The sequence below is a fragment of the Amphritea atlantica genome, assembly GCF_900111095.1.
GTDB lineage: Bacteria > Pseudomonadota > Gammaproteobacteria > Pseudomonadales > Balneatricaceae > Amphritea > Amphritea atlantica.
In genome coordinates this window covers 18,215-45,214 of record NZ_FOGB01000020.1, presented here as the reverse complement: position 1 = coordinate 45,214, position 27,000 = coordinate 18,215, and the positions used below count along the sequence as shown (strand labels likewise).

26 protein-coding genes are annotated in these 27,000 nt (G+C 52.9%); 8 read left to right on the top strand and 18 right to left on the bottom strand.

The genetic code is table 11. The features are described from left to right. Nucleotides 1-10: 10 nt before the first annotated feature. From leuS to BMY09_RS22555, 4 genes are all read left to right on the top strand, one after another. Nucleotides 11-2,602, top strand: coding sequence for a leucine--tRNA ligase (gene leuS, locus BMY09_RS20715; protein WP_091362033.1), 2,592 nt, complete (start codon nucleotides 11-13; stop codon nucleotides 2,600-2,602). A 10-nt stretch (nucleotides 2,603-2,612) separates the two neighbouring features. After that, nucleotides 2,613-3,122: an LPS-assembly lipoprotein LptE gene (locus BMY09_RS20710; RefSeq protein WP_175483621.1), complete on the top strand. Its 510-nt coding sequence runs from the start codon at nucleotides 2,613-2,615 to the stop codon at nucleotides 3,120-3,122. A gap of 6 nt (nucleotides 3,123-3,128) precedes the next feature. Beyond that, a complete protein-coding gene (gene holA / locus BMY09_RS20705; protein ID WP_091362030.1) occupies nucleotides 3,129-4,148 on the top strand; it encodes a DNA polymerase III subunit delta in 1,020 nt (339 codons plus the stop codon). 155 nt (nucleotides 4,149-4,303) lie between these two features. After that, nucleotides 4,304-4,627 carry a c-type cytochrome gene (locus tag BMY09_RS22555; RefSeq protein ID WP_175483620.1) on the top strand — a complete coding sequence of 108 codons (324 nt, stop codon included), beginning with the start codon at nucleotides 4,304-4,306 and terminating at the stop codon, nucleotides 4,625-4,627. Between the two features lie 69 nt (nucleotides 4,628-4,696). Here BMY09_RS22555 and BMY09_RS20695 read toward each other — a convergent pair whose 3' ends face one another. The 18 genes from BMY09_RS20695 to BMY09_RS20610 all read right to left on the bottom strand — a co-directional run bounded on the left by BMY09_RS20695 (nucleotide 4,697) and on the right by BMY09_RS20610 (nucleotide 21,850). Further along, the gene (locus BMY09_RS20695) at nucleotides 4,697-5,134 is read right to left on the bottom strand and encodes an OsmC family protein (RefSeq protein ID WP_091362027.1); all 438 of its coding nucleotides are present in this window, start codon (nucleotides 5,132-5,134) and stop codon (nucleotides 4,697-4,699) included. Between the two features lie 118 nt (nucleotides 5,135-5,252). Beyond that, nucleotides 5,253-6,116: a phosphatase PAP2 family protein gene (locus tag BMY09_RS20690; protein ID WP_175483619.1), complete on the bottom strand. Its 864-nt coding sequence runs from the start codon at nucleotides 6,114-6,116 to the stop codon at nucleotides 5,253-5,255. After that, a complete protein-coding gene (locus BMY09_RS20685) occupies nucleotides 6,091-7,692 on the bottom strand; it encodes an ArnT family glycosyltransferase (protein ID WP_091362024.1) in 1,602 nt (533 codons plus the stop codon). Before BMY09_RS20685 ends, BMY09_RS20690 begins: the two co-directional genes overlap by 26 nt. After that, nucleotides 7,652-8,686, bottom strand: a complete 1,035-nt coding sequence (locus BMY09_RS20680; protein WP_091362022.1) for a glycosyltransferase family 2 protein — start codon at nucleotides 8,684-8,686, stop codon at nucleotides 7,652-7,654. The genes BMY09_RS20685 and BMY09_RS20680 overlap by 41 nt, the downstream gene beginning before the upstream one ends. 97 nt (nucleotides 8,687-8,783) lie before the next feature. Then, nucleotides 8,784-9,719 carry a lysylphosphatidylglycerol synthase domain-containing protein gene (locus BMY09_RS20675; protein ID WP_091362020.1) on the bottom strand — a complete coding sequence of 312 codons (936 nt, stop codon included), beginning with the start codon at nucleotides 9,717-9,719 and terminating at the stop codon, nucleotides 8,784-8,786. Beyond that, complete coding sequence (gene lipA, locus BMY09_RS20670) at nucleotides 9,719-10,723, bottom strand: lipoyl synthase (protein ID WP_091362018.1); 1,005 nt, start codon at nucleotides 10,721-10,723, stop codon at nucleotides 9,719-9,721. The genes BMY09_RS20675 and lipA overlap by 1 nt, the downstream gene beginning before the upstream one ends. Then, nucleotides 10,716-11,378: a lipoyl(octanoyl) transferase LipB gene (gene lipB, locus BMY09_RS20665; protein ID WP_175483618.1), complete on the bottom strand. Its 663-nt coding sequence runs from the start codon at nucleotides 11,376-11,378 to the stop codon at nucleotides 10,716-10,718. Before lipB ends, lipA begins: the two co-directional genes overlap by 8 nt. Continuing rightward, on the bottom strand, nucleotides 11,378-11,659 hold the full coding sequence (locus BMY09_RS20660) for a YbeD family protein (protein WP_091362057.1): 282 nt from the start codon (nucleotides 11,657-11,659) through the stop codon (nucleotides 11,378-11,380). The genes lipB and BMY09_RS20660 overlap by 1 nt, the downstream gene beginning before the upstream one ends. A gap of 17 nt (nucleotides 11,660-11,676) precedes the next feature. Further along, on the bottom strand, nucleotides 11,677-12,528 hold the full coding sequence (locus tag BMY09_RS20655) for an aminotransferase class IV (protein ID WP_091362017.1): 852 nt from the start codon (nucleotides 12,526-12,528) through the stop codon (nucleotides 11,677-11,679). A 72-nt stretch (nucleotides 12,529-12,600) separates the two neighbouring features. Then, complete coding sequence (locus tag BMY09_RS20650) at nucleotides 12,601-13,770, bottom strand: D-alanyl-D-alanine carboxypeptidase family protein (RefSeq protein ID WP_091362015.1); 1,170 nt, start codon at nucleotides 13,768-13,770, stop codon at nucleotides 12,601-12,603. A 121-nt stretch (nucleotides 13,771-13,891) separates the two neighbouring features. Then, nucleotides 13,892-14,737 carry a septal ring lytic transglycosylase RlpA family protein gene (locus BMY09_RS20645; protein ID WP_091362013.1) on the bottom strand — a complete coding sequence of 282 codons (846 nt, stop codon included), beginning with the start codon at nucleotides 14,735-14,737 and terminating at the stop codon, nucleotides 13,892-13,894. 3 nt (nucleotides 14,738-14,740) lie between these two features. Further along, on the bottom strand, nucleotides 14,741-15,772 hold the full coding sequence (mltB, locus tag BMY09_RS20640) for a lytic murein transglycosylase B (RefSeq protein ID WP_091362012.1): 1,032 nt from the start codon (nucleotides 15,770-15,772) through the stop codon (nucleotides 14,741-14,743). Nucleotides 15,773-15,916: 144 nt separating this feature from the next. After that, nucleotides 15,917-17,053 carry a rod shape-determining protein RodA gene (gene rodA, locus BMY09_RS20635; RefSeq protein ID WP_091362010.1) on the bottom strand — a complete coding sequence of 379 codons (1,137 nt, stop codon included), beginning with the start codon at nucleotides 17,051-17,053 and terminating at the stop codon, nucleotides 15,917-15,919. Next, nucleotides 17,046-18,980 carry a penicillin-binding protein 2 gene (gene mrdA, locus BMY09_RS20630; protein WP_091362008.1) on the bottom strand — a complete coding sequence of 645 codons (1,935 nt, stop codon included), beginning with the start codon at nucleotides 18,978-18,980 and terminating at the stop codon, nucleotides 17,046-17,048. Before mrdA ends, rodA begins: the two co-directional genes overlap by 8 nt. Nucleotides 18,981-19,012: 32 nt before the next feature. After that, on the bottom strand, nucleotides 19,013-19,480 hold the full coding sequence (gene rlmH / locus BMY09_RS20625) for a 23S rRNA (pseudouridine(1915)-N(3))-methyltransferase RlmH (RefSeq protein ID WP_091362006.1): 468 nt from the start codon (nucleotides 19,478-19,480) through the stop codon (nucleotides 19,013-19,015). A gap of 84 nt (nucleotides 19,481-19,564) precedes the next feature. Next, complete coding sequence (gene rsfS, locus BMY09_RS20620; RefSeq protein WP_091362004.1) at nucleotides 19,565-19,915, bottom strand: ribosome silencing factor; 351 nt, start codon at nucleotides 19,913-19,915, stop codon at nucleotides 19,565-19,567. A gap of 6 nt (nucleotides 19,916-19,921) precedes the next feature. Further along, a complete protein-coding gene (gene nadD / locus BMY09_RS20615; RefSeq protein ID WP_091362002.1) occupies nucleotides 19,922-20,587 on the bottom strand; it encodes a nicotinate-nucleotide adenylyltransferase in 666 nt (221 codons plus the stop codon). Between the two features lie 6 nt (nucleotides 20,588-20,593). Continuing rightward, a complete protein-coding gene (locus BMY09_RS20610; protein ID WP_091362000.1) occupies nucleotides 20,594-21,850 on the bottom strand; it encodes a glutamate-5-semialdehyde dehydrogenase in 1,257 nt (418 codons plus the stop codon). Nucleotides 21,851-22,006: 156 nt separating this feature from the next. On the opposite strand from BMY09_RS20610, the gene BMY09_RS20605 reads away from it, so the two are divergent. From BMY09_RS20605 to BMY09_RS20590, 4 genes are all read left to right on the top strand, one after another. Continuing rightward, complete coding sequence (locus BMY09_RS20605; RefSeq protein WP_091361998.1) at nucleotides 22,007-23,473, top strand: hypothetical protein; 1,467 nt, start codon at nucleotides 22,007-22,009, stop codon at nucleotides 23,471-23,473. A gap of 115 nt (nucleotides 23,474-23,588) precedes the next feature. Next, entirely contained in the window at nucleotides 23,589-24,359 is a 771-nt protein-coding gene (locus BMY09_RS20600; RefSeq protein WP_091361996.1) for a sulfite exporter TauE/SafE family protein, read from the top strand. A gap of 58 nt (nucleotides 24,360-24,417) precedes the next feature. Next, nucleotides 24,418-25,041: a LysE family translocator gene (locus BMY09_RS20595; RefSeq protein WP_091361994.1), complete on the top strand. Its 624-nt coding sequence runs from the start codon at nucleotides 24,418-24,420 to the stop codon at nucleotides 25,039-25,041. Between the two features lie 269 nt (nucleotides 25,042-25,310). Beyond that, complete coding sequence (locus BMY09_RS20590) at nucleotides 25,311-26,948, top strand: methyl-accepting chemotaxis protein (RefSeq protein ID WP_091361991.1); 1,638 nt, start codon at nucleotides 25,311-25,313, stop codon at nucleotides 26,946-26,948. Nucleotides 26,949-27,000 lie beyond the last annotated feature (52 nt).

Below are 27,000 nucleotides of genomic sequence, written 5' to 3'. Positions count from 1 at the left end.
CAGAGTCAAAATGAACGAACAATACAAACCGCAGCATATAGAACCTGAAGTCCAGAAACACTGGGTCGACAACCAAAGCTTCAAAGCCACGGAAGACCAGTCCAAAGAAAAGTTCTACTGCCTGTCGATGTTTCCCTACCCAAGCGGTCGGCTACACATGGGGCATGTACGCAACTACACCATTGGCGATGTGGTTTCACGCTACCAGCGGATGCAGGGCAAGAACGTCCTGCAACCGATGGGGTGGGATGCGTTCGGTCTGCCTGCGGAAAACGCGGCTCTGAAAAATAATGTTCCGCCCGCCAACTGGACCTATGAAAACATCGATTACATGCGTAATCAGCTGGACCAGATGGGCTTTGGTTATGACTGGAGCCGCGAGGTAGCCACCTGCCACCCATCATATTATCGCTGGGAGCAATGGTTCTTTACCCGCCTGATGGAAAAAGGTCTGGTATACAAAAAAGACTCTGAGGTGAACTGGGACCCGGTCGATCAGACCGTTCTGGCAAACGAACAGGTAATCGATGGCCGCGGCTGGCGCTCAGGTGCGCTGGTTGAGCGTAAAAAGATTCCTCAGTGGTTTCTGAAAATCACCGATTATGCCGATGAGTTGCTCGATGATCTGGACAAGCTCGAAGAGTGGCCGGAACAGGTCCGCACCATGCAGCGCAACTGGATCGGCCGTTCTGAAGGTGTTGAACTGAGCTTCCACGTGGATGGTTTTGGCGAGCTTGAAGTGTTCACCACACGCCCTGACACCCTGCTGGGTGTAACCTATGTTGCCGTCGCCCCCGGCCACCCTCTGGTGCAACAGGCAGCAACCAATAATGCCGAGCTGGCCGCCTTCGTCAGTGAAAGCAAAAATATGAAAGTGGCTGAAGCGGATATGGCCACCATGGAGAAAAAGGGCTTTGCCCTGGGCATTGAGGCAACCCACCCACTGACCGGACAGAAGGTTCCGGTGTGGACAGCTAACTTCGTGTTGATGGAATACGGTTCTGGTGCCGTCATGTCTGTTCCGGCCCACGACCAGCGCGATTACGAATTTGCCAAAAAGTATGGTCTGCCGATCAAGCAGGTTATCCGTCCTGCCGACAGCAACACCCCGATCAATCTCGATGAGGAAGCGTTCACTGAGAAAGGCGTACTGGTAAACTCTGGCAGCTTTGATGAACTGGATTTCGATGTTGCCTTCAAAGCGATAGCCTCCGAGCTTCATAGCAAGGGTAAAGGCAAAATCACCATCAACTACCGCCTGCGTGACTGGGGTGTCTCCCGGCAGCGTTACTGGGGCACGCCGATTCCTGTTATCAACTGCGACAGCTGTGGTGCTGTGCCAGTGCCTGAAGATCAGTTGCCGGTGGTTTTGCCAGTTGATGTTACCTTTGATGGCGTTGGTTCACCGATCAAAAAAATGGACAGTTTTAAGCAAACCACCTGCCCCAAATGTGGCGGTGCAGCTGAGCGGGAAACCGACACCTTTGATACCTTTATGGAATCTTCCTGGTATTACGCCCGTTACGCCTGCCGTAATGCAGAGTCCATGCTGGAACCTGAAGCCGCTAATTACTGGCTGCCCGTGAACCAGTATATCGGTGGTATCGAACACGCGATTCTGCACCTGCTCTACTCCCGCTTCTTCCACAAGCTGATGCGCGATGAAGGTCTGGTGAACTCTGATGAGCCATTTGAACGCCTGCTGTGTCAGGGAATGGTGCTGGCTGACACCTACTACCGCGAAGATGACAATGGCGGCAAAATCTGGATCTCCCCCACAGAGGTCAAAGTTGAGCGGGATGAAAAAGGCCGGGTAATCAAAGCGGTCCATATTGCCGATGGTGAAGCGGTTGAATCGGCAGGCATGGGCAAGATGTCTAAGTCGAAGAACAACGGTATCGATCCACAGGTGATGATCGACAAATACGGTGCTGACACCGTGCGCCTGTTTATGATGTTTGCCGCTCCGCCCGAGCAATCACTGGAGTGGTCTGACTCCGGCGTGGAAGGCGCTCATCGCTTCCTGCGTCGCCTCTGGAAACTGGTTTATGACCATCTCCAGTATCCCGGTGAGATCGTTGCGCTTGATCCGGACAGCCTTGATGACCGTCAGAAAGAGCTGCGTCGTAAAACACACGAGACCATCAAAAAAGTATCCGATGACATCGAGCGCCGCCAGACCTTCAACACCGCTATCGCGGCGGTGATGGAACTGAGCAACGCAATCAGCCGCTTTGTTGATGCCAGCGATCAGGGGCGCGCCGTCGTTCGCGAAGCACTGAGCGCCGCCGTACAACTGCTGGCGCCGATCGTACCGCACATCACCCATCAGCTGTGGGCCGATCTGGGTAACAGCAGTAACCTGCTGGATGCCCCGTGGCCTGTAGTCGATGAATCTGCGATGACACTCGCTAACGTACAGATGGTGGTGCAGGTGAATGGCAAGGTAAGAGGCAAAATCACCGTACCTGCAGACTCGGATGAGAGCATTGTGCTGCATACAGCCCTGGCTGATGAAGGGGTTCAGCGCCACCTCGATGGCAAGACCATCCGCAAACAGATTGTCGTGCCAAATAAACTCGTCAACATCGTTGTTGGTTAAGGGGTCAGGGATGAAACGCTGTCGGAACCGTTTTTCAGCTGTTATTTTGCTGACGGCTTGTTGCCTGCTACTGTCCGCATGCGGTTTTCACCTGCGCGGTAGTGCAGATATCGCTGAACCGTTACGGCAGCTCACGCTAATCACCCCTGAACGTTCCCGCAGTCAGCTCGAGCCTGTGCTTCGCCGACTGCTGGAAGCCAACGGCATAGCGGTTAACGCAGGCGCCGGTTATCTGCTACAAATCATCTCTGAGAAGCGCAGCCGCCGTGAAGCGACCCTGGGTGCCAATGCGGATATTGATGAGTATGAACTCAGCACCAAAGTCAATTTCATAGTGAAAGATCCGCAGGGCAACCCCGTTCTCCAGCGCACCCTGCTGGCGGAACGCACATATGACTATGATTCTGATAAAGAGACCGCCAGCAGCGCTCAGGAAGCACAGCTTTATATAGAGATGGATCAGCAACTGGCCAACCAGATTCTGCGCCTCTACGCCAACCTGAAACCTGCGACTCCCTAGATCACGATGAAGATAAAACCGGAGCAGCTTGCCAACAAACTCGGCCCGCAACCGGCTCCGGTTTATCTGCTCACCGGCGACGAAACCCTGCTGATTGAGGAGAGTGGCGACCTGCTGCGTCAGCACCTCCACTCGATCGGTTTCAGTGAACGGGAAACCCTGCATGTAGAGGGAGGCTTCAAGTGGGAATACCTGCTCGAATGTGCCAATGCCCTCTCCCTGTTTGCCGAACAGAAGATTATTGAACTCCGACTGGGCAGTCACAAACTCAACAAGCAGGCCAGCGACATACTTCAGGAATACCTGAAACGGCCCGCTGAAGACAATGTATTACTGATCATTGCGAATAAACTCGACGGTACAGCGAAACGAAGTGCCTGGTTTAAAGCGATTGATCAGCAGGGCATAATTGTTGAAGTCTGGCCGGTAGAACTGCAACAGCTTCCCGGCTGGATCAATAATCGCGCTCAGCAGATCGGCCTGACGCTGGAGTCTGATGCAGTTCAACTGCTCTGTGAACGGATCGAAGGTAACCTACTGGCAGCCAAGCAGGAACTGGATAAACTCAATCTGCTGTACGCCGGACAGACCGTTACCGCAGACATGGTAATGGACAGTGTCTCTGACAGTTCCCGTTACGACATCTACGGGCTGACTGAAGCCGCCATCCTGCAACAGATTCCCCGTTGTAATAAGATTATCGAGGTCCTTCGCCAGGAAGGTACCGAAGCCTCAGTTGCGCTGTGGGCGATCGCCCGGGAAGTCCGCTCGCTGATCGCTATCCAGAATGGCCTGCAGAAAGGCACCCCGCTGGATACCATCTGCCAGCGTGAACGGATCTGGGGCAATCGTAAAAACCAGATGCGCAACGCGGCCAGCCGTTTTTCACCTGACACGCTCAACAGCATGCTCAGCCACTGCGCAGAGGCCGATGCACAGATTAAGGGCGCCCTCGGTGATCCCTGGCTGACACTAAGCGGAATCACCCTCCAACTGGCCGGAATCGAATTGAATTTAGAGCGCTAAGAGAATAGCACCGCTACGTGGCTGAAACCCGCAAACGAAAAATTGCCGTTCTATCTGCCAGAATGAGTGCTTTGATATGTACGTAAAACGATGAAATTGACCTCTGCTGAGCAGATAAGCGATACTCATAACAGGTTCTCAGAAGGAAACTGGCTGTGATAGCAACAAGACCCATCATTTTATCCATTATATGCATCCTGTTTCTAAACGGCTGCTCTGATAGCACTCCTCAAACCGACTCAACCGATGGCGAAAAGCTTTATGGTCTCTACTGCGAGACCTGCCATAAAAGCGATGGCAGCGGTAAATTTCTGAAAGGCATCCCTGCGAACAGATATACCTCCCTGCAAAAAGACCAGGTAATCATGCTAATCCGCCAGGGAGACCCCTCACGCCCCGACATGCCAGCCTTCACCAACCTCACAGAAGAGCAGGCCTCCGCAATAGTCGAATACCTTTTCAGTCTGAGGATTTATTAAATTCAAAGCAGACCGCTGAACAAGTTCAGCGGTCTGGCTACCAGCAAGCGGCGCAGCCGCGTCTGACTTCTAAACTAAAGAGTGGGTAACTTTCGTTTCCAGCGCTATATTGTCATCCAGAGGACAACGGTGACAGACCGCTTCAAAGAATGCCTGTTTCTCTTCTTCACTCAGGTCGGCGTCGATCTTTGCACTGACGGTGATGGTCTGGAAGCCAACCCGGTCCTCTGTGGGTTTACCCAACAGGCCGGCAGGATTCATAGTGCCATCGACATCGATGTCGATAGAACGCATCTCAATTTTCTGCTGAGTGGCGGCAATACGGGCAATACTGGCGATGCAGCCTCCCAGTGAAAAGAGAAAGAACTCCAGAGGGGTTGGACCTTCATCGGTGCCGCCCGCCTGCTTGGGCTGATCGATGGTAACTTTGTGGCCACGAATATCGGCATGTACCTGACAGCCCTCTTTCATGGTGGTTGAGACAGAGATAACTTTGTTGGCAGACATAATAAACACCCTAAATTAACAATATATAAGAAAGATCTAATATATGTATTATTGCACAATTGCAGCGGTGATTTAAAGATAAATACAAGCGGGAAAGGTAGTTTACTATCGATAAGAATCAGCGAGGTCTGGAATGCCGTGCTGGCAGAAAGTATTCACAAACAAAGACCAGTAGCGCAGCAAAAGCGATCACTTTGGCAAACAGCTGTGCCTGCGGATAACCACCGTTGTGTCCCGACATAATCATCAGTGCCGCCACCAGCAGCAAGAACAGAATAAACAGGTGCATCGGTCTGCTAAAACCAATATTGGATAACCTGGCAGTCTTGATCGCCGCCACAGTCATCAGTATTCCCAGTGCGCCACCGACCAGCACATCAACTGGCCAGTGCGCTGCAACCATCACCCGACTCAAACCGATCAGCCCACCTGACAGCAGCAGACCAAGACGCAGGTGTCGATGGTTAAAGAAGTAATAAGCCACTGCGACAAACGCAAACGCCGTAAAAGAGTGACCTGAGGGAAAACTGCCATTTCTCAGCGCCTTGCCCACCAGATTATACTCCCCGCTTAATAACGCCACGGGAGGACGCTCAGCGCCGAACAGCGTTTTCAATCCGTGGGTCGCCAGGGTGCCATAGATCGCTGCAATAAACAGCACCCAGAGCAGCTCGGGCTTGCGTCGGGCAACCAGCAGCGCCAGGGTCAGCACAAAGGTGGTATCCCCCATAAAGGTAACGATCTGCCAGAAGGTTGCAGGAAAACAGGGGGTAAACTGATTAAACAGATGAAATGCGCCGTGATATCCGGCTACCAGCCAGAGCAGCAAAGCCCCGCCCAGCATTGCCAGAGCGATCTGTGTTAAGCGTTTTAACGCCAGCGAGTCATCCCGCTCGCTAAAAAGCTCTTTGGAACGGTGCAACTGCGCAGGCAGCTCAGCGACGATAAAGCAGGTTTTAATTTGCGACAGCAGGTTTTGCATCACGCCACTCCACCAGTCTGATACCACCCTTACTGAACAGCAGCTCCAATACTGCATCCGGATTTTTCTGTTGCAGCTTCAACAGGTTATCTGCATCCGTGAAGATCACATCTCCCGCTTCAGGGGAACGGTCCTGCGGCGTTATCGCATCACGGTAGACACTGAAGCTGGGCCGGTGAACGCCATAGGCGATCACATGTTTGTCGCTCAGCTGACGGGCAATCGCCGCCGCTTCCTGAACCGGTTGCTGCTGTAATCCAGCCATCACCTGAATAAAAAAGGTAAATACAAACAGCGTCTGAATAAAACCGATCGCAACAAACTTCGCGGGACGCTCCAGTTTAGCGGTAAAGATGACTGCTAACGTTAACAGCAAAGCAACAATACTGGCGGTAATATAAGCGGTGCCGGCCACATCCCAGACCCGCGCCAACATCTCACGCTCGTACAGTTTTCTACTGCTGCCTGCAGCAGCTTCTAGAATCCATGGCAATGCCAGCATCAGCACGAAGAACAGTAGCGGAAATACCAGCCCCCAACTGCGGAACAGACGTTCGCGATTATGGGCAAACAACATCAGCAAACCGCTGATACCGTACACCACATAATGCGGTAGCTGAGTGCCCGAGAATGAAACCAGTACAAAAACCACGCCCAGCCATATCATGAGATAAAGCGTTAGTGAGTCCTTACACAGCTCACGCAAATTACGCAGCAGGGTAAACAATGCCGCGCTGAACGGTAACAGCACCAGCGGCAGAGCAAACAGGTAATACCAGAGCTTACCGCCATGTCCCTCCCGGGTATCACTGAAACGTTTCAGGTTGTGGTCCAGCAGAAAGCCCTGAAAGAATCCCAGCCCCTGGTCCTGATATACCAGCCATAACCATGGCGTCAGGATAGCCAATAGCAACACCCAGCCCGGCAGATAGAAGATAGCGGCCAGCCAGCGACGCCATGCTCCCTGAATCAGATAGAAGATACCACTGACCAGCAGTGGCACCAGCACCGCTACCGGGCCTTTGGCCAGCAGACCCAGCGCCATCCACAGATAGACCCGCAACAGCAGCGACCGTGTCGGGTTCTCCCAGTGTCGCCACATATCCAGCAGGGTCAGGGTGAGAAACAGGTTGAGCCAGGCATCAGCGATGGCGGCTTTACCAATAATGCCGATCCACAGGGTATTCGCCATAATCAGCACGGTATACAGCGCGGTAGTGCGGTTCCATTGCTGACGAGCGAAGCGATAACAGGCCAGCAACCAGCAACTGGCTGCAATGGCGGAGGGCAGCCGCAGTGAAAACTCGCTCAGATCAAACAGCGTAACGCTGAGTGCCTGAAACCAGTAACTCAGTATGGGCTTATCGTAACGGGGTTCACCATCCAGATAGGTCGCGGCAAAGTTGCTGTTGGCCAGCATCTCCCGGGTGGCTTCAGAAAAGGCTCCCTCATCAAGATCGAAGAGAGAGAAGCCCCAGATATTCCAGAAGAAAGCTATAAACAGTGCGGCAAACAGCAGCCCGTAATGCAACAGATTACTTTGGCGCAGGGTCGGCGTCATGCGCAGTGGTCCCATCCGTTACGTCGGGTTGCGGGGCATACCAGCGCCCTTCATCGTCATTATTCAGTTTTTCCCGCAAGGTATAACCGCGGGTATTAGACGTTTCAAAGAAGATCCGCGACATCATCTCTGCCAATACACCGGTGGTGATGAACTGAAGAGAAACCACCAGCAGGAAGATACCGATCATAAACAGCGGACGGCCACCAATATCTTCTCCAAGGAACAGTTTAACCCCTGTCAGCCAGGTCATAATCAACGAACCCAACACCCCCATGCCCAGACCGAGGTAACCAAAGAAGTGGCCGGGACGGGCTTTAAACTTCAGGAAGAAGAATACCACCAGCAGATCAAGGATGACCCGGAAGGTACGGGACAGACCGTACTTAGACTCGCCAAATTGACGGGCATGGTGATCAACCACGGTCTCACCAATACGTGACGGTTTGGTCACCGAAGCAACCCATACCGGAATAAAGCGGTGCATCTCACCAAACAGGCGCACCTGCTTGATGACACTGGCACGATAAACTTTCAGGCTGCAGCCATAGTCATGCAACCGTACACTGGTCACTTTAGCGATCAGACGGTTGGCCTGACGGGAGAAGAATTTACGGGTCGACTCATCTTCCCGCTGTTTGCGCCAGCCCTGCAACATATCCAGGTCACGCTCTTCCATCTCAACGATCATGCGCTGTATATCGGCAGGATCATTTTGCAGATCGCCATCCATGGTGACAATAATTTCACCCCGGGCGGCATCAATGCCCGCCTGCATCGCAGCGGTCTGACCAAAGTTACGCTGCAGCTCCACTACCCGCAGATGATCTCCCCACTGAGTCTGAGCTTCATAAAGCCGGGAAACCGTGTTATCCGGACTACCATCATCGACACAGATAAGTTCCCACTTACCGGCATAATCGCTGAGGCACTCGTGCACCCGCTCAACCAGCGGAAAAACACAATCCTCTTCTTTATACATCGGTACGACGATCGATAATGATTTCATAAATTATCCGGATTCAGATCATTAAAAAGTGTAAGCGGACTCTATCACAAAGCCCTTTTGATATGAAGGTAAAGCCCGTCATATCAAGCACTGCAGCTCATTCAGCTTCGGCTGGCAGCACCCCTTCACGATAAAAAACTTTCGCCACCAGCCAGCCTAAGCCAAAAGCCACAAAGGACATCAGCAGCAGAAACAGATGCAGCTGTACTGCAACTTTAAGCAGCGCCGTGGTATCGATTGCATAGAACTTTCCAGCCAGCACAAAGGCTGCCTCAAAGGTGCCAGAACCCGCGACGCCGTGGATCGGCAGAATCGAGGAGAGATCCGCCACCGCAACACTGGAAACCGCCTGCACCAGAGTCAGCTGAGACAGCTGTAACACCACCCCCAGAAACGCCAGCAACTTGGTTAACCACACCGCATAGGTAACAATAACAATCGCGCTAAAGTGTCCACCCCGGGTTGGTAATACCGCAAATGTCTGCGCCAGTTGCTGCAGTTTCTGATTACTGAACCGTCCCAGCAGCCAGATAACCACACGCTTACCCCGATCAAACAGCAGCAGGGCGGCGACCGTAACCAACGCCAGACCAACAGCGGCCATAGCGTTCAGCTGCCACAGTGCCAGAACCCCGGCAACCGACAGCAACGCCACCAGATCCAACAGACGATAGAGCAAGAGGTGGGAAGAGGAACTCATCAGCCCAATACCAAAATAGCGTTTGATCAGTACCGGAAACGCCACCTCACCGGTGCGCATCGGTAACAGATTGTTGAGCAGGTTATGGTTGGTGCTGAGGTAAAACATTCGGGGATAACGGGAGGCAGGTAACTCAAAGCTGATTTTTATCCGCCATGCCCGTAGCGCATTACTGCTGAGCGACAGGATCGCCAACATCGCCAGCGTTTCAGCTGAGAATCCCTGCCAGGATGTCAGCAGGCTGTACCAGCCGATTTTATATTCCACCACCGCCAGGGTGATTAGCAGAATCACCACTGACAGCAGCAGTTTAAGCAGTTGAGCGCGCCGCATCAGCTGATTGTTTCACCTTTAGCCTGCAGATCGGCATGATAGGATGAACGCACCAGAGGCCCACTGGCAACCTGTGAGAAGCCCAGTTCTTTTGCTACCTGCGCATATTCATCAAACTCTTCCGGAGTGACATAACGATCCACCGGCAGATGATCGCGGCTGGGCTGCAGATACTGACCAATAGTAAGCATATCCACATCATGAGCCCGCAGATCTTTCAGCACGGCGATAATCTCCTCCTTGGTCTCACCCACGCCAACCATCAGGCCAGATTTAGTCCGCACATCAGGACAACGCTGTTTATATCTCTGCAGCAACTCTAATGACCACTGATAATCAGCCCCCGGACGCACCTTACGGTAGAGTCGCGGTACGGTTTCCATATTATGGTTAAACACATCCGGCGGCGTTTGTTGCAACACATCCAGTGCGATATCCATGCGACCACGGAAATCAGGCACCAGGGTTTCCACCTGAATCGACGGAACCGCTTTGCGGGTTTCGGTGATACAACGGGCAAAATGCTCTGCCCCACCATCGCGCAGATCATCCCGATCCACCGAGGTAATCACGACATAGCGCAGCCCCATATCCGCAATCGCTTCAGCCAGTTCAGCAGGTTCATTTTCTGGCAACGGTTTGGGACGGCCATGGGCAACATCACAGAATGGACAGCGACGGGTACAGATATCCCCCATAATCATAAAAGTGGCGGTACCATGGCTGAAACATTCACCCAGATTCGGACAGCTGGCTTCCTCACACACCGAAGCCAGTTTATGCTTACGCAGCTTGTTTTTGATCCCCTGCACTTTGGGCGAGGTGCCCAGGGATACCCGCAGCCACTCAGGCTTACGCAGAATCTGATCCCGCTCGGTGGGAATCACCTTAACCGGGATACGGGAGACTTTTTCGGCCCCGCGCAGTTTGACACCCGCTTCAGCACGCTGCGGCTTATCAGCTGCAGCAACTGCACTTTGCACATTTTCACTATTCTCAGACATCAGTACCTTCCAACGAGTTAGCATTGGTGCGCTCGTTATAGTCGAGTCTTTTCACCAGTATTTCTGTAAGTAAATCCTTAACGGACTCCCTGTCGAGCGTGTCGACCAGGTTTTTCAATCGGGTAACTGCCATACCGGCATAACCACAAGGGTTGATCCGGTTAAAAGGTTCGAGATCCATATCCAGATTAAAGGCCAGTCCGTGAAACGAACAGCCTTTACGCACCCGCAATCCCAGCGAGCAGATTTTTGCATCATTGACGTAAACACCGGGCGCATCCGCCCGGGCATAGGCGTCGACACCATAGTGCGCCAATAGCTCAACAATACTGGCTTCCATACGCGCAACCAGCTCTTTAACGCCAAACTTTTTCCGCCGCAGGTTGAGCAACAGGTAGACCACCAACTGACCCGGCCCGTGGTACGTAACCTGGCCACCACGATCAACCTGAACCACCGGAATATCGCCGGTGCTGAGGAGATGTCCGGCATCACCGGCATGTCCCTGAGTAAACACCGGGTGATGTTCCAGCAGCCAGATCTCATCAACGGTATTATCATCCCTTGCGGCAGTAAAGTGTTGCATCGCCTGCCAGGCAGGCAGATATTCCACCAGCCCCAGATCACGTACCACTATCTGTTCAGACAGTGCCATCACATCACCATCTGCACACGCCCGGTGCCCAGCAGATCCTCATGCAACGCTTTAAGCTGGTCATGCCCGGTGGCGGTAATCTTCATACGCAGCGAGACAAAAGTTCCCTTACGGCTACCCTGAATCTCAATTTTAGTGATATCCAGATCGGGCACATGGATACGTACCACCTCGATCACAACCTCCTGAAAATCGGGGCCATCCCGGCCAATCACCTTGATCGGGTAATCGGGACAGGGGAACTCAATTTTCGGTGCGTCTTGTTCAGTTTGTTGCGCCATCGCTATCTCTCGCATACTCAGCCGTTCATCAGATCATTCTGATAACGGGTAAACAGTTCAAACATTCTTGCCCACAGAGGGCCTTTATTTCCGTCAGCCACCGGCTGACCATCAATTTCAAGCACCGGCACGACCGCCCGGGTTGAACTACTGATCCAGACCTCATCAGCGGCCATCAGACGGTCATAATCGATATCCACTTCCTGAGTAGGAATCCCGTCTTCCGCTGCCAGCTCCAGAATCAGCTCGCGGGTAGTACCTCCGAGAATTTCAGAGCCCCGTTTAGGGGTGTAGATCACCCCCTTATCCACCAGCATCAGGTTACAGGAAGCGCCTTCGGTCAGCAGACCATCCCGGATCATCAGGGCCTCATCCACCCCTGCCTGCCGTGCCTGCTGCATCACCAGTATATTGGGGAGCAGGCCGGTACTCTTAATATCACAACGTCCCCAGCGCAGATCGGCGGTTACAATCGCCCGCACACCAGCGATAGAATCAGCCCCGGCAGCATATATATTCTTGATCGGGCTGCAGCAGGCAAACACCGTGGGCACCATATCAGCCGCATAAATATGACTGCGGTTACCGGAACAGCCCCGGCTGATCTGAAGGTACACTGACAGATTGCCGCCACCATTCATATCTACCAGTCGGGTTAAGATCGTTTTCCAGTCGTAATCTGCATTGATCTGAATCGCTCGGAGGCTATGCTCGAGTCGCTGCAGATGCTCATCCAGCCGGAACCCCCGGCCCCGGTAAAAGGGGATCACTTCATATACGCTATCGCCAAACAGAAAGCCCCGGTCAAATACCGAGACGGTCGCCTGCTGTTGCGCAATGAACTCGCCATTCAGAAATACTGTATCCATCTTTATTTAACGACAGATGCCCGGACTCAGATTGGATCCTGAGCCCGGGCATCTGTGTCCAGCCCCTCGGGGTCAGTTAATCAGGTTATAAAAGAATAGCGCTATAGCATCCCAGATGCGTTGTAAAAGTCCCGCTTCGGCAATACTTTCCAGTGCGATAACCGGTGCTTCAGCAACCACTTTATCCTCAAGCATCACTTTCAGACTGCCAAAGCTCTGACCTTTCTCGATCGGTGCCTTAATCACTTTATCGAGATCCAGAACCGCTTGTAGTTGCTCACCCTCACCCCGGGGAATGGTGATTGCCATCGCATTTTCCAGTCCAACTTTCAACTGATTCTGCTGTCCGGCCCACACTTTAGCGGTTTCCAGCACCTGACCCGCATCATAGAGTTTATGGGTTCTAAAATAGCGGAACGCGTACGCCAGCAGTTTCTGACTCTCCTGGGCCCGCGCCTCTTCACTGCTGGTGCCCATCACCACGGTGATTAAACGCATACCGTCCCGTTTTGCAGACGCCACCAGGCAGTAACCTGCCGCATCGGTGTGGCCGGTTTTCAGACCATCAACGGAATCATCCCGCCACAACAGTTTATTGCGGTTAGGCTGACGGATCTTGTTGTAGGTAAAATACTTTTCAGAGTAAACCCCATACTGTTCCGGGTATTTCTGAATAATAGCCTGGGCCAGCAGCGCCAGGTCGTACGCTGAAGAGTAGTGATCTTCTGCGGGCAAACCGGTGGCGTTCATAAAGTGAGAGTTTTTCATACCCAACAGGGCGGCATGCTGGTTCATCATATCCGCAAAAGCCGCTTCGCTACCGGCAATATACTCCGCCACCGCCACGCTGGCATCATTACCCGACTGGATGATGATACCCTTCAGCAGATCACTCAGAAGTACCTGCGTTCCCTCCTGAATAAACATCCGTGACCCCGGAGCACGCCAGGCCTTGACCGAAACCGGCACCATATCGTTCTTACTGATATTACCTTTGGTCAGCTCACCTTCAAGAATATAGCTGGTCATCATCTTGGTCAGACTGGCGGGAGGAAAGCGCTCATCCTCCCGGCTGGCCATAATCACTTTACCGGTATCGGCATCCATAACAATATACGCCCGGGCAGCTACCTGAGGCGGAGCCGGGGTAATCTTCGCCGCCTGCACCGGCAGTGACGAGAGACAGATTGAGAGGAGAAACAGGCGAAACATCAGCGAGCGAAAAGCAAATTTTCTAATCATAGTGTTTTATAAATACTTTTATTTCGGTTACAGAGGGTCCAGATACAGCTGAGACCTGAAAACAGCCCAAAGGTTCGACCGCACATCTGCGGTTTACTTCAGCAAATCCAATTAACGCCGCCTAGTCTACCAAATGTGGACGCAGATAGCCTGCCGCTTCTATTTTTGATACCAGTGCCGCCAGATTAGCATTCAGCTGCACCGGCCCGACCTGCACCCGGTATAAGGTTCGATCAGGCAGGTTCAAAGGTACGATGCGGACCTGATAGCCCGGCAGCATCTGCAGCAGTTGCTGCTTCGCCTCCAGCGCAGTCGTTTGCAGCCCAAACGCACCGACCTGCAGATAACGTTTGCCGACAGTCGTGGGACTGGGCTGCGGCGGAGCCGTGGTTTTGACGCTGTCAGCGACTATCGCGGCTGATGAAGTACTCCAGCTAGCGGGATCAATCGCTTCAACCTCAACATGGGCGGTTCCCCCTCCAAGCATATCCAGCTTAGATGCTGCAGCGTAGGACAGATCGATGATGCGACCGCCATGGAATGGCCCGCGGTCATTAACCCGGACAATCACCCGCTTGCCATTACTGAGATTGGTCACCTGAACATAACTGGGCAGCGGCAGCGACTTATGGGCGGCACTCATACCGTACATATTGTAGGTTTCGCCATTCGAAGTCTTGTGACCATGAAATTTTTTGCCATACCATGAGGCCACGCCGCGCTCTTTATAACCGCGGCTTGAAGTCATCACATAATAGGTTTTACCCAGCACTGAATAGGGGCTTTTATTGCCACCACTGCTTTTTGGCTCGACCCGGGGCACCGCATCCGGCACATGGGACACATCCACCCGGTTTGACGGGCCGTAATCCTTCTCGACAGCGTACCGGCCACTGGGGGCAGAGGAACATCCGCCCAGCACCACGAGCAACAATAACGCTGTCAGATAGGGAATTACTCGTTTCATGAATTAACCTGCCACTCCATTCTGTTGTCTGGCCTGCACCTGGTGGCGCTTCTCCGTTATCGCCTGACTCAGTTCATATACTGCCATGGCGTACAAGCGGCTGTGATTGTAACGGGTGATAACATAGAAGTTGTGTAACCCAAACCAGTGCTGGAACTCACCATCAGTTTCCAGACGGATCAGAGTCGCTTTGCTGTCAGCATCCAGTCCTTTACGGGTACGGATACCCCGTTCCGACCACTGTGCCAGGGTCAGCTCAGGCTTCAGATCGCCATTAATCCAGGCTTCATCCGCCAGTTTTTCCATCACTACATTACTGCGCACCGGTTCACCCGCTTTCCAGCCATGAGCCTGGAAATAGTGGGCAACGCTGCCAATAGCATCGACCGGATTATTCCAGATATCTTTCTTGCCATCGCCATCAAAATCAACAGCAAAGCTTCTGAAGCTGCTGGGAATAAACTGTCCGAATCCCATGGCGCCAGCATAGGAGCCTTTTAAACTGAACGGATCAACCCCCTCTTCCCGCAGCAGGTAGAAATACTCTTTTAGCTGCCCCTGGAAGAATTTGCCCCGCGGTGGGTAATCAAAGCCAAGCGTCGACAACGAATCGACCACCCGATAGCTGCCCATATTACGGCCATAGCGGGTCTCCACACCAATAATAGCGACAATAATCTGTGCAGGAACACCGTAAGTCTGTTCCGCCCGTTGTAGCGCTTCAGCATACTGATCCCAGAACTCAAGGCCCTGATCTATGCGGGCATCGCGCAGAAAGATATTACGATACTCGCCCCAGTTAAGGCGTTTTTCTGCCGGCCGGGAGATCGCTTTAAGAATACTTTCCTGACGTTCAGCTGAATCCAGAACCGTCCGGATCTCCTTTTCATCGAACCCTTCTTGCGCCATTTCGGCGATAAACGGCTGGGCTGCAGGGTGATCGCCATATCCATGAGCCGCTGCCTGAGCCCCCCATAGCAGACCCGTACCGAGAACAGCGCTACTGAGCCACTGTGAAAATTTTGTTCTGAACATATCACCCTACCTATATTTGCCAAAACCACCTGGCATTCCCTGAACCATTGAAGCGTTTAACACGGCTCTCAGCTGAATCCTGACTTTATCACAGTGACACCAGAACAAAACCGCTGAGTTATTATGTTTATTGAATCTGTCCTCTTAATGGCTGATCATCTGCCGGTGCGCCTGAACCGACATCAGCAAGCCAAACCCTGCCATCAGAGTCACAATCGAGGTACCCCCGTAGCTGACCAGCGGCAGCGGCACCCCCACAACCGGCAAGATGCCACTCACCATACCGATATTGACAAAGACATAGACAAAAAAGGTCAGCGTAACACTGCCCGCGACCAGACGGCCAAAGCTGTCCTGGGCCTTAGACGCAATAACCAGCCCCCGGGCAATAATCATCAGATAGATACCCAGCAGCATCAGAATACCGATCATCCCCAGCTCTTCACCCATGACCGCAATAATGAAGTCCGTATGACTTTCCGGCAGGAAGTCCAGCTGAGACTGGGTGCCCAGCATCCAGCCTTTACCCTCGATACCGCCGGAACCGATGGCGGCCTTCGACTGAATAATGTTCCAGCCCGCGCCCAGAGGATCACTTTCAGGGTCCAGAAAGGTCAACACCCGCTGCTTCTGATAATCTTTCATCACCATCCACAATCCGGGCAAGCCCGCCGCTGCAACCGCCAACGCGCCAAAGATATAACGCCAGTAGATACCGGAAAGCAGCAATACAAACACCCCGGAGGCGGCGATCAGCAGTGATGTCCCCAAATCCGGCTGTTTCATAATCAACACCACCGGCACGAAGATCAGCACCAGTGAGATCACAATATGACGAAAGCTGGGCGGTAATGGCCGGTTAGCCAGATAACAGGCTACCATCAGCGGCAATACCAGTTTCACAATCTCCGCCGGCTGGAAACGAAACCCGGGCAGGGCGATCCAGCGTTGCGCGCCTTTCGCCCCTACCCCCACGAGCAGCACGGCCAGCAGCAATCCCAACGAGATGACATACATTGCCGGTGCCCAGCGGGCAAACAACTGAGGCCGCAACTGGGCAAACACCGTCATCACCACCAGTCCCGCGCCCATCCGTACCGCCTGACGCACCACATAGCCCATATCACCACCGGAGGCACTGTATAGCACTAACAGCCCATAACCACACAGCACCAGAATAAACAGCAGCAACCAGGCATCCAGGCGGGTGTAGGACCAGAGCCCCCGGCGTCGCGCCAGGTGCGGCTGAGCATCGGGCATCGTACGCTGAAAATCAGCCATCCTTTGCGACTCCTGCCAACTCATCCACTTCCGAATCCTGGCGTTTAAGTTGCATAAAAGCGTCGATCACATCCCGCGCTATCGGTGCCGCTGTACTTGATCCCCCGCCGCCATTTTCAACGATCACCGAAACCGCAATCTCCGGATTGTCGGCTGGCGCAAAAGCGATAAACAGGGCGTGATCGCGATGACGCTCTGCCATGCTGTCAGCATCGTAGACCTCATCCTGCTTAATGCCGACCACCTGAGCCGTACCGGTTTTACCGGCAATCTGAAAGTCCAGCCCATGGCCTATTTTACGGGCAGTCCCCCGGGGGCCGTGAACAACGGCGATCATGGCATCGATGATCCGCTTCCAGTACTGGTTATTTTTCAATTTAATATCCGGTAATACCGCTTTGGTGCCTTCCAGTCCACTGATATCAACCACACTACCTTCGGTCAATTTGTCAGCCTTGTGCTTGTTATGCTTCATCACGCCTTTCAGCATACGCGGCTGTTTCCACTCGCCACGATTGGCCATCACCTCGGCGGCGGTTGCCAGCTGCAGAGGGGTTGCCAGCATCCACCCCTGCCCGATACTCAGGTTAAGGGTATCTCCGGCAAACCAGGAACCCCGGCCGGTTTTTTTCTTCCATGCCTTTGAAGGCAGAATACCTGGCAGGGCCTCCGGCAGATCAAGACTGGTGACCTGGCCAAAACCAAACCGCCCAAGATAATCGGAGATAATATCCACCCCGGCACGGTTGGCAACATCGTAGAACCAGACATCGCAGGACTGATAGATCGCCATATCCAGACCCACTGTGCCATGTCCCCCATGCTTCCAGTCACGGTAACGGCGCCCGCCACTCGTCAGGGTATAAAACCCTGGGTCGAAGATGGTATGCGTGGGGCTGACCACACCGCTATCGATCACGCCCATCGCCACCATCGGTTTAATCGTAGACCCCGGTGGGTACTGTCCCCGCAACGCGCGGTTAAAGAGCGGCAGATCGGGCGATTCCCGCAGTGCTTTATAGTCTTTGGTACTGATGCCGGTGACAAACAGATTGGGGTCATAGCCCGGATTACTCACCAGCGCAAGGATACCGCCGGTTTTAGGATCGATCGCCACAATCGCAGCCCGACGCCCCTCCACCAGCTTTTCAGCTGCCTGCTGCAAACGGATATCCAGATAGAGGACGATATCTTTACCCGGCACCGGATCCGTTTGTTCAAGCACCCTCATCACCCGTCCCCGGGCATTGGTTTCCACTTTGTGATAGCCAACCTCACCGTGCAGCAGCGGCTCGTAAAACCGTTCAATCCCCAGTTTCCCGATATAATGGGTGGCACTGTAGTTTTTCGGATCAACCCGCTTCAGTTCTTTTTCGTTGATACGGCCAACATAGCCCAGCGCATGTACCAGACTCGCCCCGAACGGATAGTAACGAATCAGATCTGCCTCGACCTGCACCCCGGGTAAACGCTGATAGTTAACCGCGATACGGGCAATCTCATCGTCGGTCAGACGAAACCGCAAAGGCACCGTTTCATAGGGGCGACGACGCTGTTTGAGACGTCTATGAAATGATTCCAGCTCCCGCTCACTGATGGGAATCAGCTTTTGCAACTCTGTCAGGGTAGCTTCGAGGTCCCCGACCTTCTCTTTCAGCAGGGTGACACTGTAGCTGGGGCGGTTATCCGCCAACAGGGTTCCGTTGCGGTCATAGATCAGACCACGGGTGGGGGCAACCGGTTGTAACTGGATACGGTTATCATCAGACACGGCAGCAAGCTGATCATGCTGAATCACCTGCAGGTAGTAGAGACGGCCGATCAGAACCCCCATCAGCAGCACCACAATCACAAAAGCGATCAGCGCACGTGACAGAAATACCCGTCCCTCTTTTGTGTGATCCTTCAGGCTATCAAACGCGGACATCTAAGCAATTCTTCACAGATATGTGTATCAGATTATTTATGATAGGGATGGCCCTGCATGATACTCCAGGCCCGATATAACTGTTCAGCCAGCAAAATGCGCACCAGCGGATGCGGCAGGGTAAGACCCGAGAGTGACCATTTCTGATCAGCGATAGCAACACACTCCGGTGCCAGTCCATCAGGCCCTCCAACCAGCAGGCAGAGGTTCTGCCCGGACATCTGCCACTGTTCTGCCTGCTCCGCCAACTGTTCAGTACTCCAGTTTTTACCGCCCACTTCAAGTGCAATCACCCGATCCCCCCTGGGAATCGCCGCCAGCATCTGTTCTCCTTCCTGACGTTTGGCCCGGGCCAGATCCGCCCCTTTTCCCCGATGACCGAGAGGGATCTCCACCAACTCCAGAGAGAACTCATTGGGCAACCGTTTGAGGTATTCATTAAAACCTTCAGTTACCCAACCAGGCATTTTAGTGCCTACGGCGATAAGGCGTATTTTCATGTTAAAGCGGATCCCTTTTGTCGCCGCTCCCCCAAAACAGAGGTGAGCGCACGACAGACAACGATGACTTAGTCGCAGAAGCGTTTAATGTGCTGTGTCCTGCCCCACTTCCTCATCAAAACCCCAGAGTTTTTCAAGATCATAGAAGCTTCGGGCATCCGGCATCATCACATGCACCACCAGATCACCCAGATCTACCAACACCCACTCGCCGGTATCCTGTCCCTCGATCCCCAATGGCATCAGGCCTTTATGCTTCATCTCTTCCTGCACATGCTGTCCTATGGACATCACATGTCGCTTAGAGGTTCCGCTGGCAATCACCATCCGGTCAGTCACTGTTGATTTATTGGTGACATCAATCTCGACGATATCCCGTGCTTTCATATCATCAAGGGCTTCACGTACAGCGCTGATCATCTGATCCATTTCCATTAGTAATTATTTACCTTCATTATGTTGCTCAACATTATAGAGCCGGTTTTGTTTTATATAGTTCCACACCGCATCCGGTATCAGATAACGGGGAGAGCGCCCCCCACTGATCAGTTCCCGGATCTGGGTGGCAGAGATTCCCAATGGCGTCAATTCACGAAAAATCACATGACCCGCAGGTTTTTGCAGCATGGCGTCGACATCATCGATCTCATGCTCGAGGCTAATCTGCTGCATCTGAGCGCAGGGTTCATAGATCCAGCCGGGCCGTTTAACCACCACAATATGGCAGAGATTCAGCAGTTCAAACCAACGGTCCCATTGCGGCAGTGACAGATAAGCATCCATTCCAAGAATCATGCAGACCGGCACTTGCCGCCCCAGTTCCCGGCGAAAAGATTCCAGTGTCAGTACAGTATAGGAAGCATTGGCTGAGATAACCTCCCGCTCATCAGCCACCAATGCTGGTTCATCGGCAACCGCCAGACGAACCATATCCAGACGCTGCTGACCACTGCGTTCCGGCTGTTGCCGATGCACCGGAGCTTTGGAGGGCATAAGGGTTACCTGCCTGACGCCCAGCCATTGTTGAATTTCCAGCGCGGTGCGCAGGTGGCCATTATGAATAGGATCAAAAGTCCCACCCATAAAGACTTTGACGGATTCGCTCATCAGGCGTTACTGACGTATATGGCCATCACCCAGCACCACATACTTTTGTGAGGTCAGCCCCTCAAGACCTACCGGCCCGCGGGCATGAATCTTATCCGTTGAGATACCAATCTCAGCCCCCAGCCCATACTCGAAACCATCAGCAAAACGGGTCGATGCGTTAACCATTACCGAACTGGAGTCCACTTCACGCAAAAAACTGCGGGAGCGGGTGTAATTTTCCGTGATAATGGCATCGGTATGATGAGAACCGTACTGGTTGATATGTTCAATCGCCTCAGCCATATCATGGACTACCCGGATCGACAGGATCGGTGCCAGATACTCGGTTTGCCAGTCCTCTTCGGTTGCCGCGATAATATTCGGCAACACTTCACGGGTTTTGTCGCAACCGCGCAGCTCAACCCCAATCGCCTGATAACACTCAGCTAACTCAGGCAGAATCTCTGCCGCACGGGATTCGTGCACCAGCAGTGTTTCCATAGTATTACAGGTGCCGTAGCGATGGGTTTTGGCATTAATCGCCACATTGACCGCCTTGGTTTTATCGGCATCTTCATCAATGTAGACGTGACAGATACCATCCAGATGCTTGATGACCGCTACTTTGGCATCACGACTCACCCGTTCAATCAGGCTTTTCCCCCCCCGCGGCACAATCACATCGACATATTCAGGCATCGTAATCAGTTCACCCACTGCTTCACGATCCGTAGTTTTAACCACCTGCACCGTGTGCTCTGGCAGCCCCGCGACCCTGAGCCCTGTCTGAATACACTCAGCAACCGCCGCATTACTGTGAATCGCTTCCGACCCGCCCCGCAAAATAGTTGCATTGCCGGACTTCAGACAGAGACTGGCCGCTTCCACCGTCACATTGGGACGGGACTCATAAATAATGCCGACCACCCCGAGAGGCACACGCATCTTACCCACCTGGATACCGCTCGGCAGGTAGTTCATATCGGTGATCGCGCCGATCGGATCCGGCAGAGCAGCAACCTGGCGTAAACCTTCAATCATGGTATCGATCTGAGACTGCTTCAGTTCCAGACGATCCAGCATTGCATCATCCAGGCCATTGGCACGGCACTGCTGCAGGTCTTCAGCATTTGCCGCAACCAGCTTTTCACGGGACGCATCAATCGCATCCGCCATCGCCAGTAACGCGCGGTTCTTTATTCCGGTATCAGCTTTCGCAATGTCGCGGGAGGCAACGCGTGCCTGCTGACCCAGTTCTGCCATGTACTCTTTAACGTTCATAACCTTCCTTCTCCGTCGAGACCGGCCATTATAACCTGCCCGGCAGCGGGGGTCATCGACAGAGAAAGCAAAACAGCAAAAAAGCCGTTTTTGCGAAGTGACTTAACTGCTATTATCTGCAGGCTTTACTGCCCCGGAATATGTAGCCGTCGGAATATGGATAAACCGCTTCGTTTTACAACCATGATCAATCAGCGTACCCGGCTGATGATGACGCTTGGCTGCATCTTGCTCACCGGCCTGCTGCTATCCGGCATCTACCTCACCGTTGTAGCAGGGAAAATTGCCCAGCTGCAGACTCGCCAGCAGGGAGAGCTGCTGGGGCAACAAACAGTTACCATGATCAAACCCGCGCTGCTGGCGGGAGACTCTGTCAGCCTCAACTACGTTCTCAATCAACTGGTGAAGCAGCCTGACATCGACGCCATTATCCTCACCGATCCGAGAGAACGGCTACTCGGCCGGGCAGGAGATATCCGCCAGGACAATCTTATCCAGCAGGATGTGCTGATCCGGCAGCAGGATGAGACCCTGGCCATCCTTGAGCTATACCTGAATCCGCAAGCGAGCAGATCAAACTTTAACGCGCTGCTGGTACAGGCTGCCATTCTGGCCCTGATAACCGTTATTGCAGCCCTCACCGGTTGCTGGTTCAGCCTGAGCCGCAACACGCCCTCCCCGGCAGCTAACACTGAGCCTGCGTTAAACACAGACGATGCCGTCGTCCCACCAGTAGCAGAGGATGACGAACACTCACCAGAGTTGCTCTCTGACAGATCCGCGCAGCACAACGAAAGCCATCCGGATGAGCTGGTGGAGCTGTTAAGACCGGATGAAGCGGCACCACATATGCCTGGCTTTGCCCCCTTCTGCGATCACAAAGAGCGGGCTGAAACCAAAGCCCCAACCGAAACAATGACCGATGAGGTCAGCGTAGAAGAGATCAGTCTGGAGGCACAACCCCGCCAGCGGACGCCCAATCCGCTGTTTGGCAACAGTCAGCATGAAATTCAGTTGGATCTGTACGCGTTTGAACAGGAACTGGAACTGATCGTCGCCGCAGAAGAAGCGGGCTATCTGCTCTATCTTGATCTGTCATCAGGGCACTCAGACAACCTGGCCAGCGAAGAGCAACTGGAACTGCAGGAATACTATTACCGCATGCTCGACATGGTGATCGCCATCTATCAGGGTGAAGCCACCCGAATCGGTAACGGCGATCTGCAACTGGCATTTCTGAAGCCCCACAAGGATGACTCCCACGGCATCAATGCGATCTGCGCCAGCCAGCTGTTTAATCGCCTCTACAAACTCTTCAACCAGCAACGTATCCGCAGCTTCAAACCCGTCCTGAATCTGCATATGGCGCTGGTGCGCGGCCATTATAAGAAACTCCCGCGAATGCAGGAGGAAGCCCGTTATCTTACCCATAGCACCGACAGCAACGAACTGGTGACCCATACCGCCCTCAGCGAAGCACCTGATCTCAAAGTCAGTCTGCTGGCCGGTGCTGATATCCTGCGCGCCGAAGAAGATAAAGTACTGATCAGATCCGTTAATGATAACTATCAGAAGTTACTGGATAAGCAGGCCCGCCATCTGCTCAGCAAACTTTTTCCCTGAGCCTGCACAGGGTAAAGGCGATACAGATCCGCTATAGATTGCACAACACCTGTATCTGTAATGCCGGGCGGTATTCACCTATGCTCAGCTCACTGATGACAACCCGGGTATTCCCATGCTAACTGAACTGCTGATCCTGTTTACTGCCGGCTTCTTTGGCGGAGTGCTCAACTCCATTGCCGGAGGTGGCAGCTTTATCACCTTTCCAGCACTGCTGCTGGCAGGGGTTCCCCCTATCAGTGCCAACGCCACCAATACATTCGCATCCTGTTCAGGTTATATGAGTGGCACCTGGGCTTTCAGAAAAGACCTTATGGAGATAAAGGACCAGTTGCCTCGCTTTATCCTGATCAGTCTGATTGGCGGTATCTGCGGTGCATGGCTGCTACTGCAGACCCCGGAAGCCTCTTTTGAGACTGCGGTCCCCTGGCTACTGCTATTTGCCACCCTGCTGTTTATCTTCGGAGGACAACTAAACCGGACTCTCAGGCAACTGGGGACAAGGCATCGTCATGCCTCAACGGCGGCAGCAACACTGCTCACCCTCCTGCTGTTTGGCGTGTGCCTCTATGGCGGGTTCTTTAATGCCGGACTCGGCATTATATCCCTTAGCTATCTGGCGCTGGCCGGATATACCGATATCAACCGGATGAACGGTCTGAAACTACTGATATCAACCTTTGTATCGCTGATTGCGATTGCGATGTTTATCTATGATGGCGTGATCGCCTGGTATGAAGGCTCAGTCGTACTGACAGGCACAGTGGTTGGGGGCTATGTCGCCGCCCATCTATCACGAAAACTGCCTCAACAACAGGTGCGCAACTTTGTAAGTGTTGCCAGCATTGGCATCACCCTGTATTTTTTCTATGACGTATATCTGTAACCAGCAGATATCATCGCAACAAGCGGACACTGATTGCCCACAATAACCGGTCAGACTCATGGATATAATGACACTGCTGCTGTTTATACCAGCATGTTTCGCACTGAACATGTCCCCAGGCCCCAACAATCTGATGGCGATGAACAATGCCACGCGTTATGGCTTTCATAGCGCCCTATTTGCCGGTGCAGGACGACTGATCGCCTTCGCGGGGATGATCTTCCTCGCAGCAGCCGGACTTGCCGTTGTCCTGCACACATCCGAAGTTATCTTCACGGTGATAAAAGTTGTCGGTGCCGGCTATCTGTTCTGGCTGGCATTCAAGCTCTGGACAGCCGATACCAGCCGCGGGGAGACAGCGCAGACACAGGAGAATAAGAAACAGCTTGAACTGATGCAGCAGGAGTTCTTTCTCGCTGCAGGTAACCCTAAAGCGATCCTGATATTCACCGCCTTTTTACCGCAGTTTGTCACAACTGAGGCACCAGCAGGCCTGCAGTTTTTTACACTGGGGGTCACCTTCCTGCTGCTTGAGTGGCTGGCGGTTGCGATTTACGCACTGTTTGGCCTCTATCTGCGCCAGTGGTTTGCTGAACCGCTTAAACGGCAGCTATTTAATCGCAGCTGCGGCACCCTGCTGGCAAGTGCTGGCATCGGGCTGCTGTTTACCCACCGCAACTGAATGACACCGCACCGCTGGCTGACACGTCATCCGGATGCACGGCTATTCTACCCAATCCGAGCATTAGCCTTCGTTAAAGTTGATGAAGATCAACTCCCGCCGTAACACTACGCTATAACTTTATTATAAGGCAGAGAGCTAATCTCCCTGATACAACATTTCTCTCAGACTAATTGTTATCAGAAATGACCCAAAGCCTGTGCTACAACGTATAGCCACGGTTGGGATTATCCTCAGCATACATCTCTGTATATGGAAGGAGTATATACATGAATCAACTACTTCGGAGCGTCAGCGTCCGGTCAAAGCTCTTGCTATTGGTTGCAATCGCCATTATCAGCCTGATCATGATTGTTACGCTCTCCCTGTTAAAACTTCAAGGGGACCTTCTCGATCAGAGAAAAATGGAGATGGAAAACCTTACCGGCGCCGCCTACTCATTAATTGACCATCAACAGAAAATGGTTGAGTCGGGGAAAAAGTCTGAGGAAGCGGCCAAACAAAGCGCTCTGGAGTCAATCCGAAGCCTGCGTTATGGCGAAGATGAGTATTTCTTTGTTCTCAATACTCAGTCCAAAATGCTAATGCACCCAACTAATAAGAAGCTTGAAGGTAGCAGCGTCGCGGATATGAAAGATAACAACGGCACGCTGTTTATGCAGGAGTTAGTTAAAGCCGCAACACAGAACAGCACAGGGGGCTTTGTCGAATATCTGTGGCCTCACCCTGGCCTCTCGGAACCACAAAGGAAAATTTCCTTTGCTCGCCTTCACCCTCAATGGAACTGGATAATATGCACCGGCGTATTTACCCACGATATTGATGAAGAGTTCTGGCATGTGTTCTGGCAGGAAGTAGAGATCCTGGCGATAGTTCTGATCATTATGGGAGTCGTATCAGCACTGATTGCCAAATCAATCATTGACCCGGTTAAAGCACTAACCACTGTCATCTCCAGAGCCGCTGAGACTAAAGATCTGACACTTCGCTCAGAGATCCGGAATAAAGATGAATTTGGCGCCATGGGACTGGCATTTAATGAGATGATGACCAGCTTTCACGACCTTATTATGGAACTCACCGCTGCAACATCACAGGTTGCCAGCTCAGCCACAGAGCTATCCGCCACCACGGCTCAAACAAGTCGCGGAATGGAGCAACAGCAGGATGAAACCTCACTGGTTGCATCCGCCATGACCGAGATGACCGCGACGGTTCACGAAGTTGCCAAGAACACTCAGGACGCCGCTTCGGCATCCACGCTGGCAGCTGAAGCCGCAGAGTCCGGAAAACAGATCGTTGATGCAACCATTACTGCAGTACAAACCCTCTCAGAACGATTAGCCAAGTCTGCTGAACTGACTCATACTCTGGAGGCTGAAAGCACGAACATCGCCAACATACTGGAAGTGATCAACAACATTGCTGAACAGACCAATCTGCTGGCTCTTAATGCTGCAATCGAAGCGGCGCGCGCAGGCGAGCAGGGACGGGGATTTGCAGTGGTTGCCGATGAGGTCAGATCGCTGTCCAGCCGAACAGCTGAATCAACACAGCAGATCGCCCAGGTGATCGAGCGCTTACAGTCAGGAACCAAAGCCGCCGTTAATGCGATGCAGGCCAGCAGCACCGAAGCTGACACAGTGGTTCAGCAAACCCTGACAGCCGGAAAGTCTTTAAATGAGATCACTGTAGCGGTTGAACAAATCAACGCGATGACCATTCAGATTGCCAGTGCCTCGGAAGAGCAGAGCCTGGTTTCTGAAGAGATCAACCAGAGTGTGGTTAAGATAAACGGTGTATCAACTGACAGCGCAGAAGGCTCCAACCAGATCGCTCAGACCTGCGAAGAGCTGGCACGGCTGGCTGAACATCTGAAAGAGATTTCGGAACGTTTCACCGTCTGACAAGCCAACGGCAGGGTAAAAAAAAGGAGCGCATCAGCGCTCCTTTTTTTAT

Coding starts and splice junctions, on each gene's coding strand:
- rodA (WP_091362010.1), bottom strand. CDS start 17,053: ATGGCTGATTTTCAGCGTACGATGCCCGATGCTCAGCCGCACCTGGCG.
- nadD (WP_091362002.1), bottom strand. CDS start 20,587: ATGAGCGAATCCGTCAAAGTCTTTATGGGTGGGACTTTTGATCCTATT.
- lipA (WP_091362018.1), bottom strand. CDS start 10,723: ATGTCTGAGAATAGTGAAAATGTGCAAAGTGCAGTTGCTGCAGCTGAT.
- BMY09_RS20685 (WP_091362024.1), bottom strand. CDS start 7,692: ATGGGACCACTGCGCATGACGCCGACCCTGCGCCAAAGTAATCTGTTG.
- BMY09_RS20645 (WP_091362013.1), bottom strand. CDS start 14,737: ATGAAACGAGTAATTCCCTATCTGACAGCGTTATTGTTGCTCGTGGTG.
- BMY09_RS20595 (WP_091361994.1), top strand. CDS start 24,418: ATGGATATAATGACACTGCTGCTGTTTATACCAGCATGTTTCGCACTG.
- holA (WP_091362030.1), top strand. CDS start 3,129: ATGAAGATAAAACCGGAGCAGCTTGCCAACAAACTCGGCCCGCAACCG.
- BMY09_RS20660 (WP_091362057.1), bottom strand. CDS start 11,659: ATGGCGCAACAAACTGAACAAGACGCACCGAAAATTGAGTTCCCCTGT.
- mltB (WP_091362012.1), bottom strand. CDS start 15,772: ATGTTCAGAACAAAATTTTCACAGTGGCTCAGTAGCGCTGTTCTCGGT.
- BMY09_RS20690 (WP_175483619.1), bottom strand. CDS start 6,116: ATGCAAAACCTGCTGTCGCAAATTAAAACCTGCTTTATCGTCGCTGAG.
- BMY09_RS20650 (WP_091362015.1), bottom strand. CDS start 13,770: ATGATTAGAAAATTTGCTTTTCGCTCGCTGATGTTTCGCCTGTTTCTC.
- BMY09_RS20695 (WP_091362027.1), bottom strand. CDS start 5,134: ATGTCTGCCAACAAAGTTATCTCTGTCTCAACCACCATGAAAGAGGGC.
- BMY09_RS20675 (WP_091362020.1), bottom strand. CDS start 9,719: ATGCGGCGCGCTCAACTGCTTAAACTGCTGCTGTCAGTGGTGATTCTG.
- BMY09_RS20600 (WP_091361996.1), top strand. CDS start 23,589: ATGCTAACTGAACTGCTGATCCTGTTTACTGCCGGCTTCTTTGGCGGA.
- BMY09_RS20680 (WP_091362022.1), bottom strand. CDS start 8,686: ATGAAATCATTATCGATCGTCGTACCGATGTATAAAGAAGAGGATTGT.
- BMY09_RS20605 (WP_091361998.1), top strand. CDS start 22,007: ATGGATAAACCGCTTCGTTTTACAACCATGATCAATCAGCGTACCCGG.
- BMY09_RS20590 (WP_091361991.1), top strand. CDS start 25,311: ATGAATCAACTACTTCGGAGCGTCAGCGTCCGGTCAAAGCTCTTGCTA.
- BMY09_RS20710 (WP_175483621.1), top strand. CDS start 2,613: ATGAAACGCTGTCGGAACCGTTTTTCAGCTGTTATTTTGCTGACGGCT.
- rsfS (WP_091362004.1), bottom strand. CDS start 19,915: ATGGAAATGGATCAGATGATCAGCGCTGTACGTGAAGCCCTTGATGAT.
- BMY09_RS20610 (WP_091362000.1), bottom strand. CDS start 21,850: ATGAACGTTAAAGAGTACATGGCAGAACTGGGTCAGCAGGCACGCGTT.
- mrdA (WP_091362008.1), bottom strand. CDS start 18,980: ATGTCCGCGTTTGATAGCCTGAAGGATCACACAAAAGAGGGACGGGTA.
- rlmH (WP_091362006.1), bottom strand. CDS start 19,480: ATGAAAATACGCCTTATCGCCGTAGGCACTAAAATGCCTGGTTGGGTA.
- lipB (WP_175483618.1), bottom strand. CDS start 11,378: ATGGCACTGTCTGAACAGATAGTGGTACGTGATCTGGGGCTGGTGGAA.
- leuS (WP_091362033.1), top strand. CDS start 11: ATGAACGAACAATACAAACCGCAGCATATAGAACCTGAAGTCCAGAAA.
- BMY09_RS20655 (WP_091362017.1), bottom strand. CDS start 12,528: ATGGATACAGTATTTCTGAATGGCGAGTTCATTGCGCAACAGCAGGCG.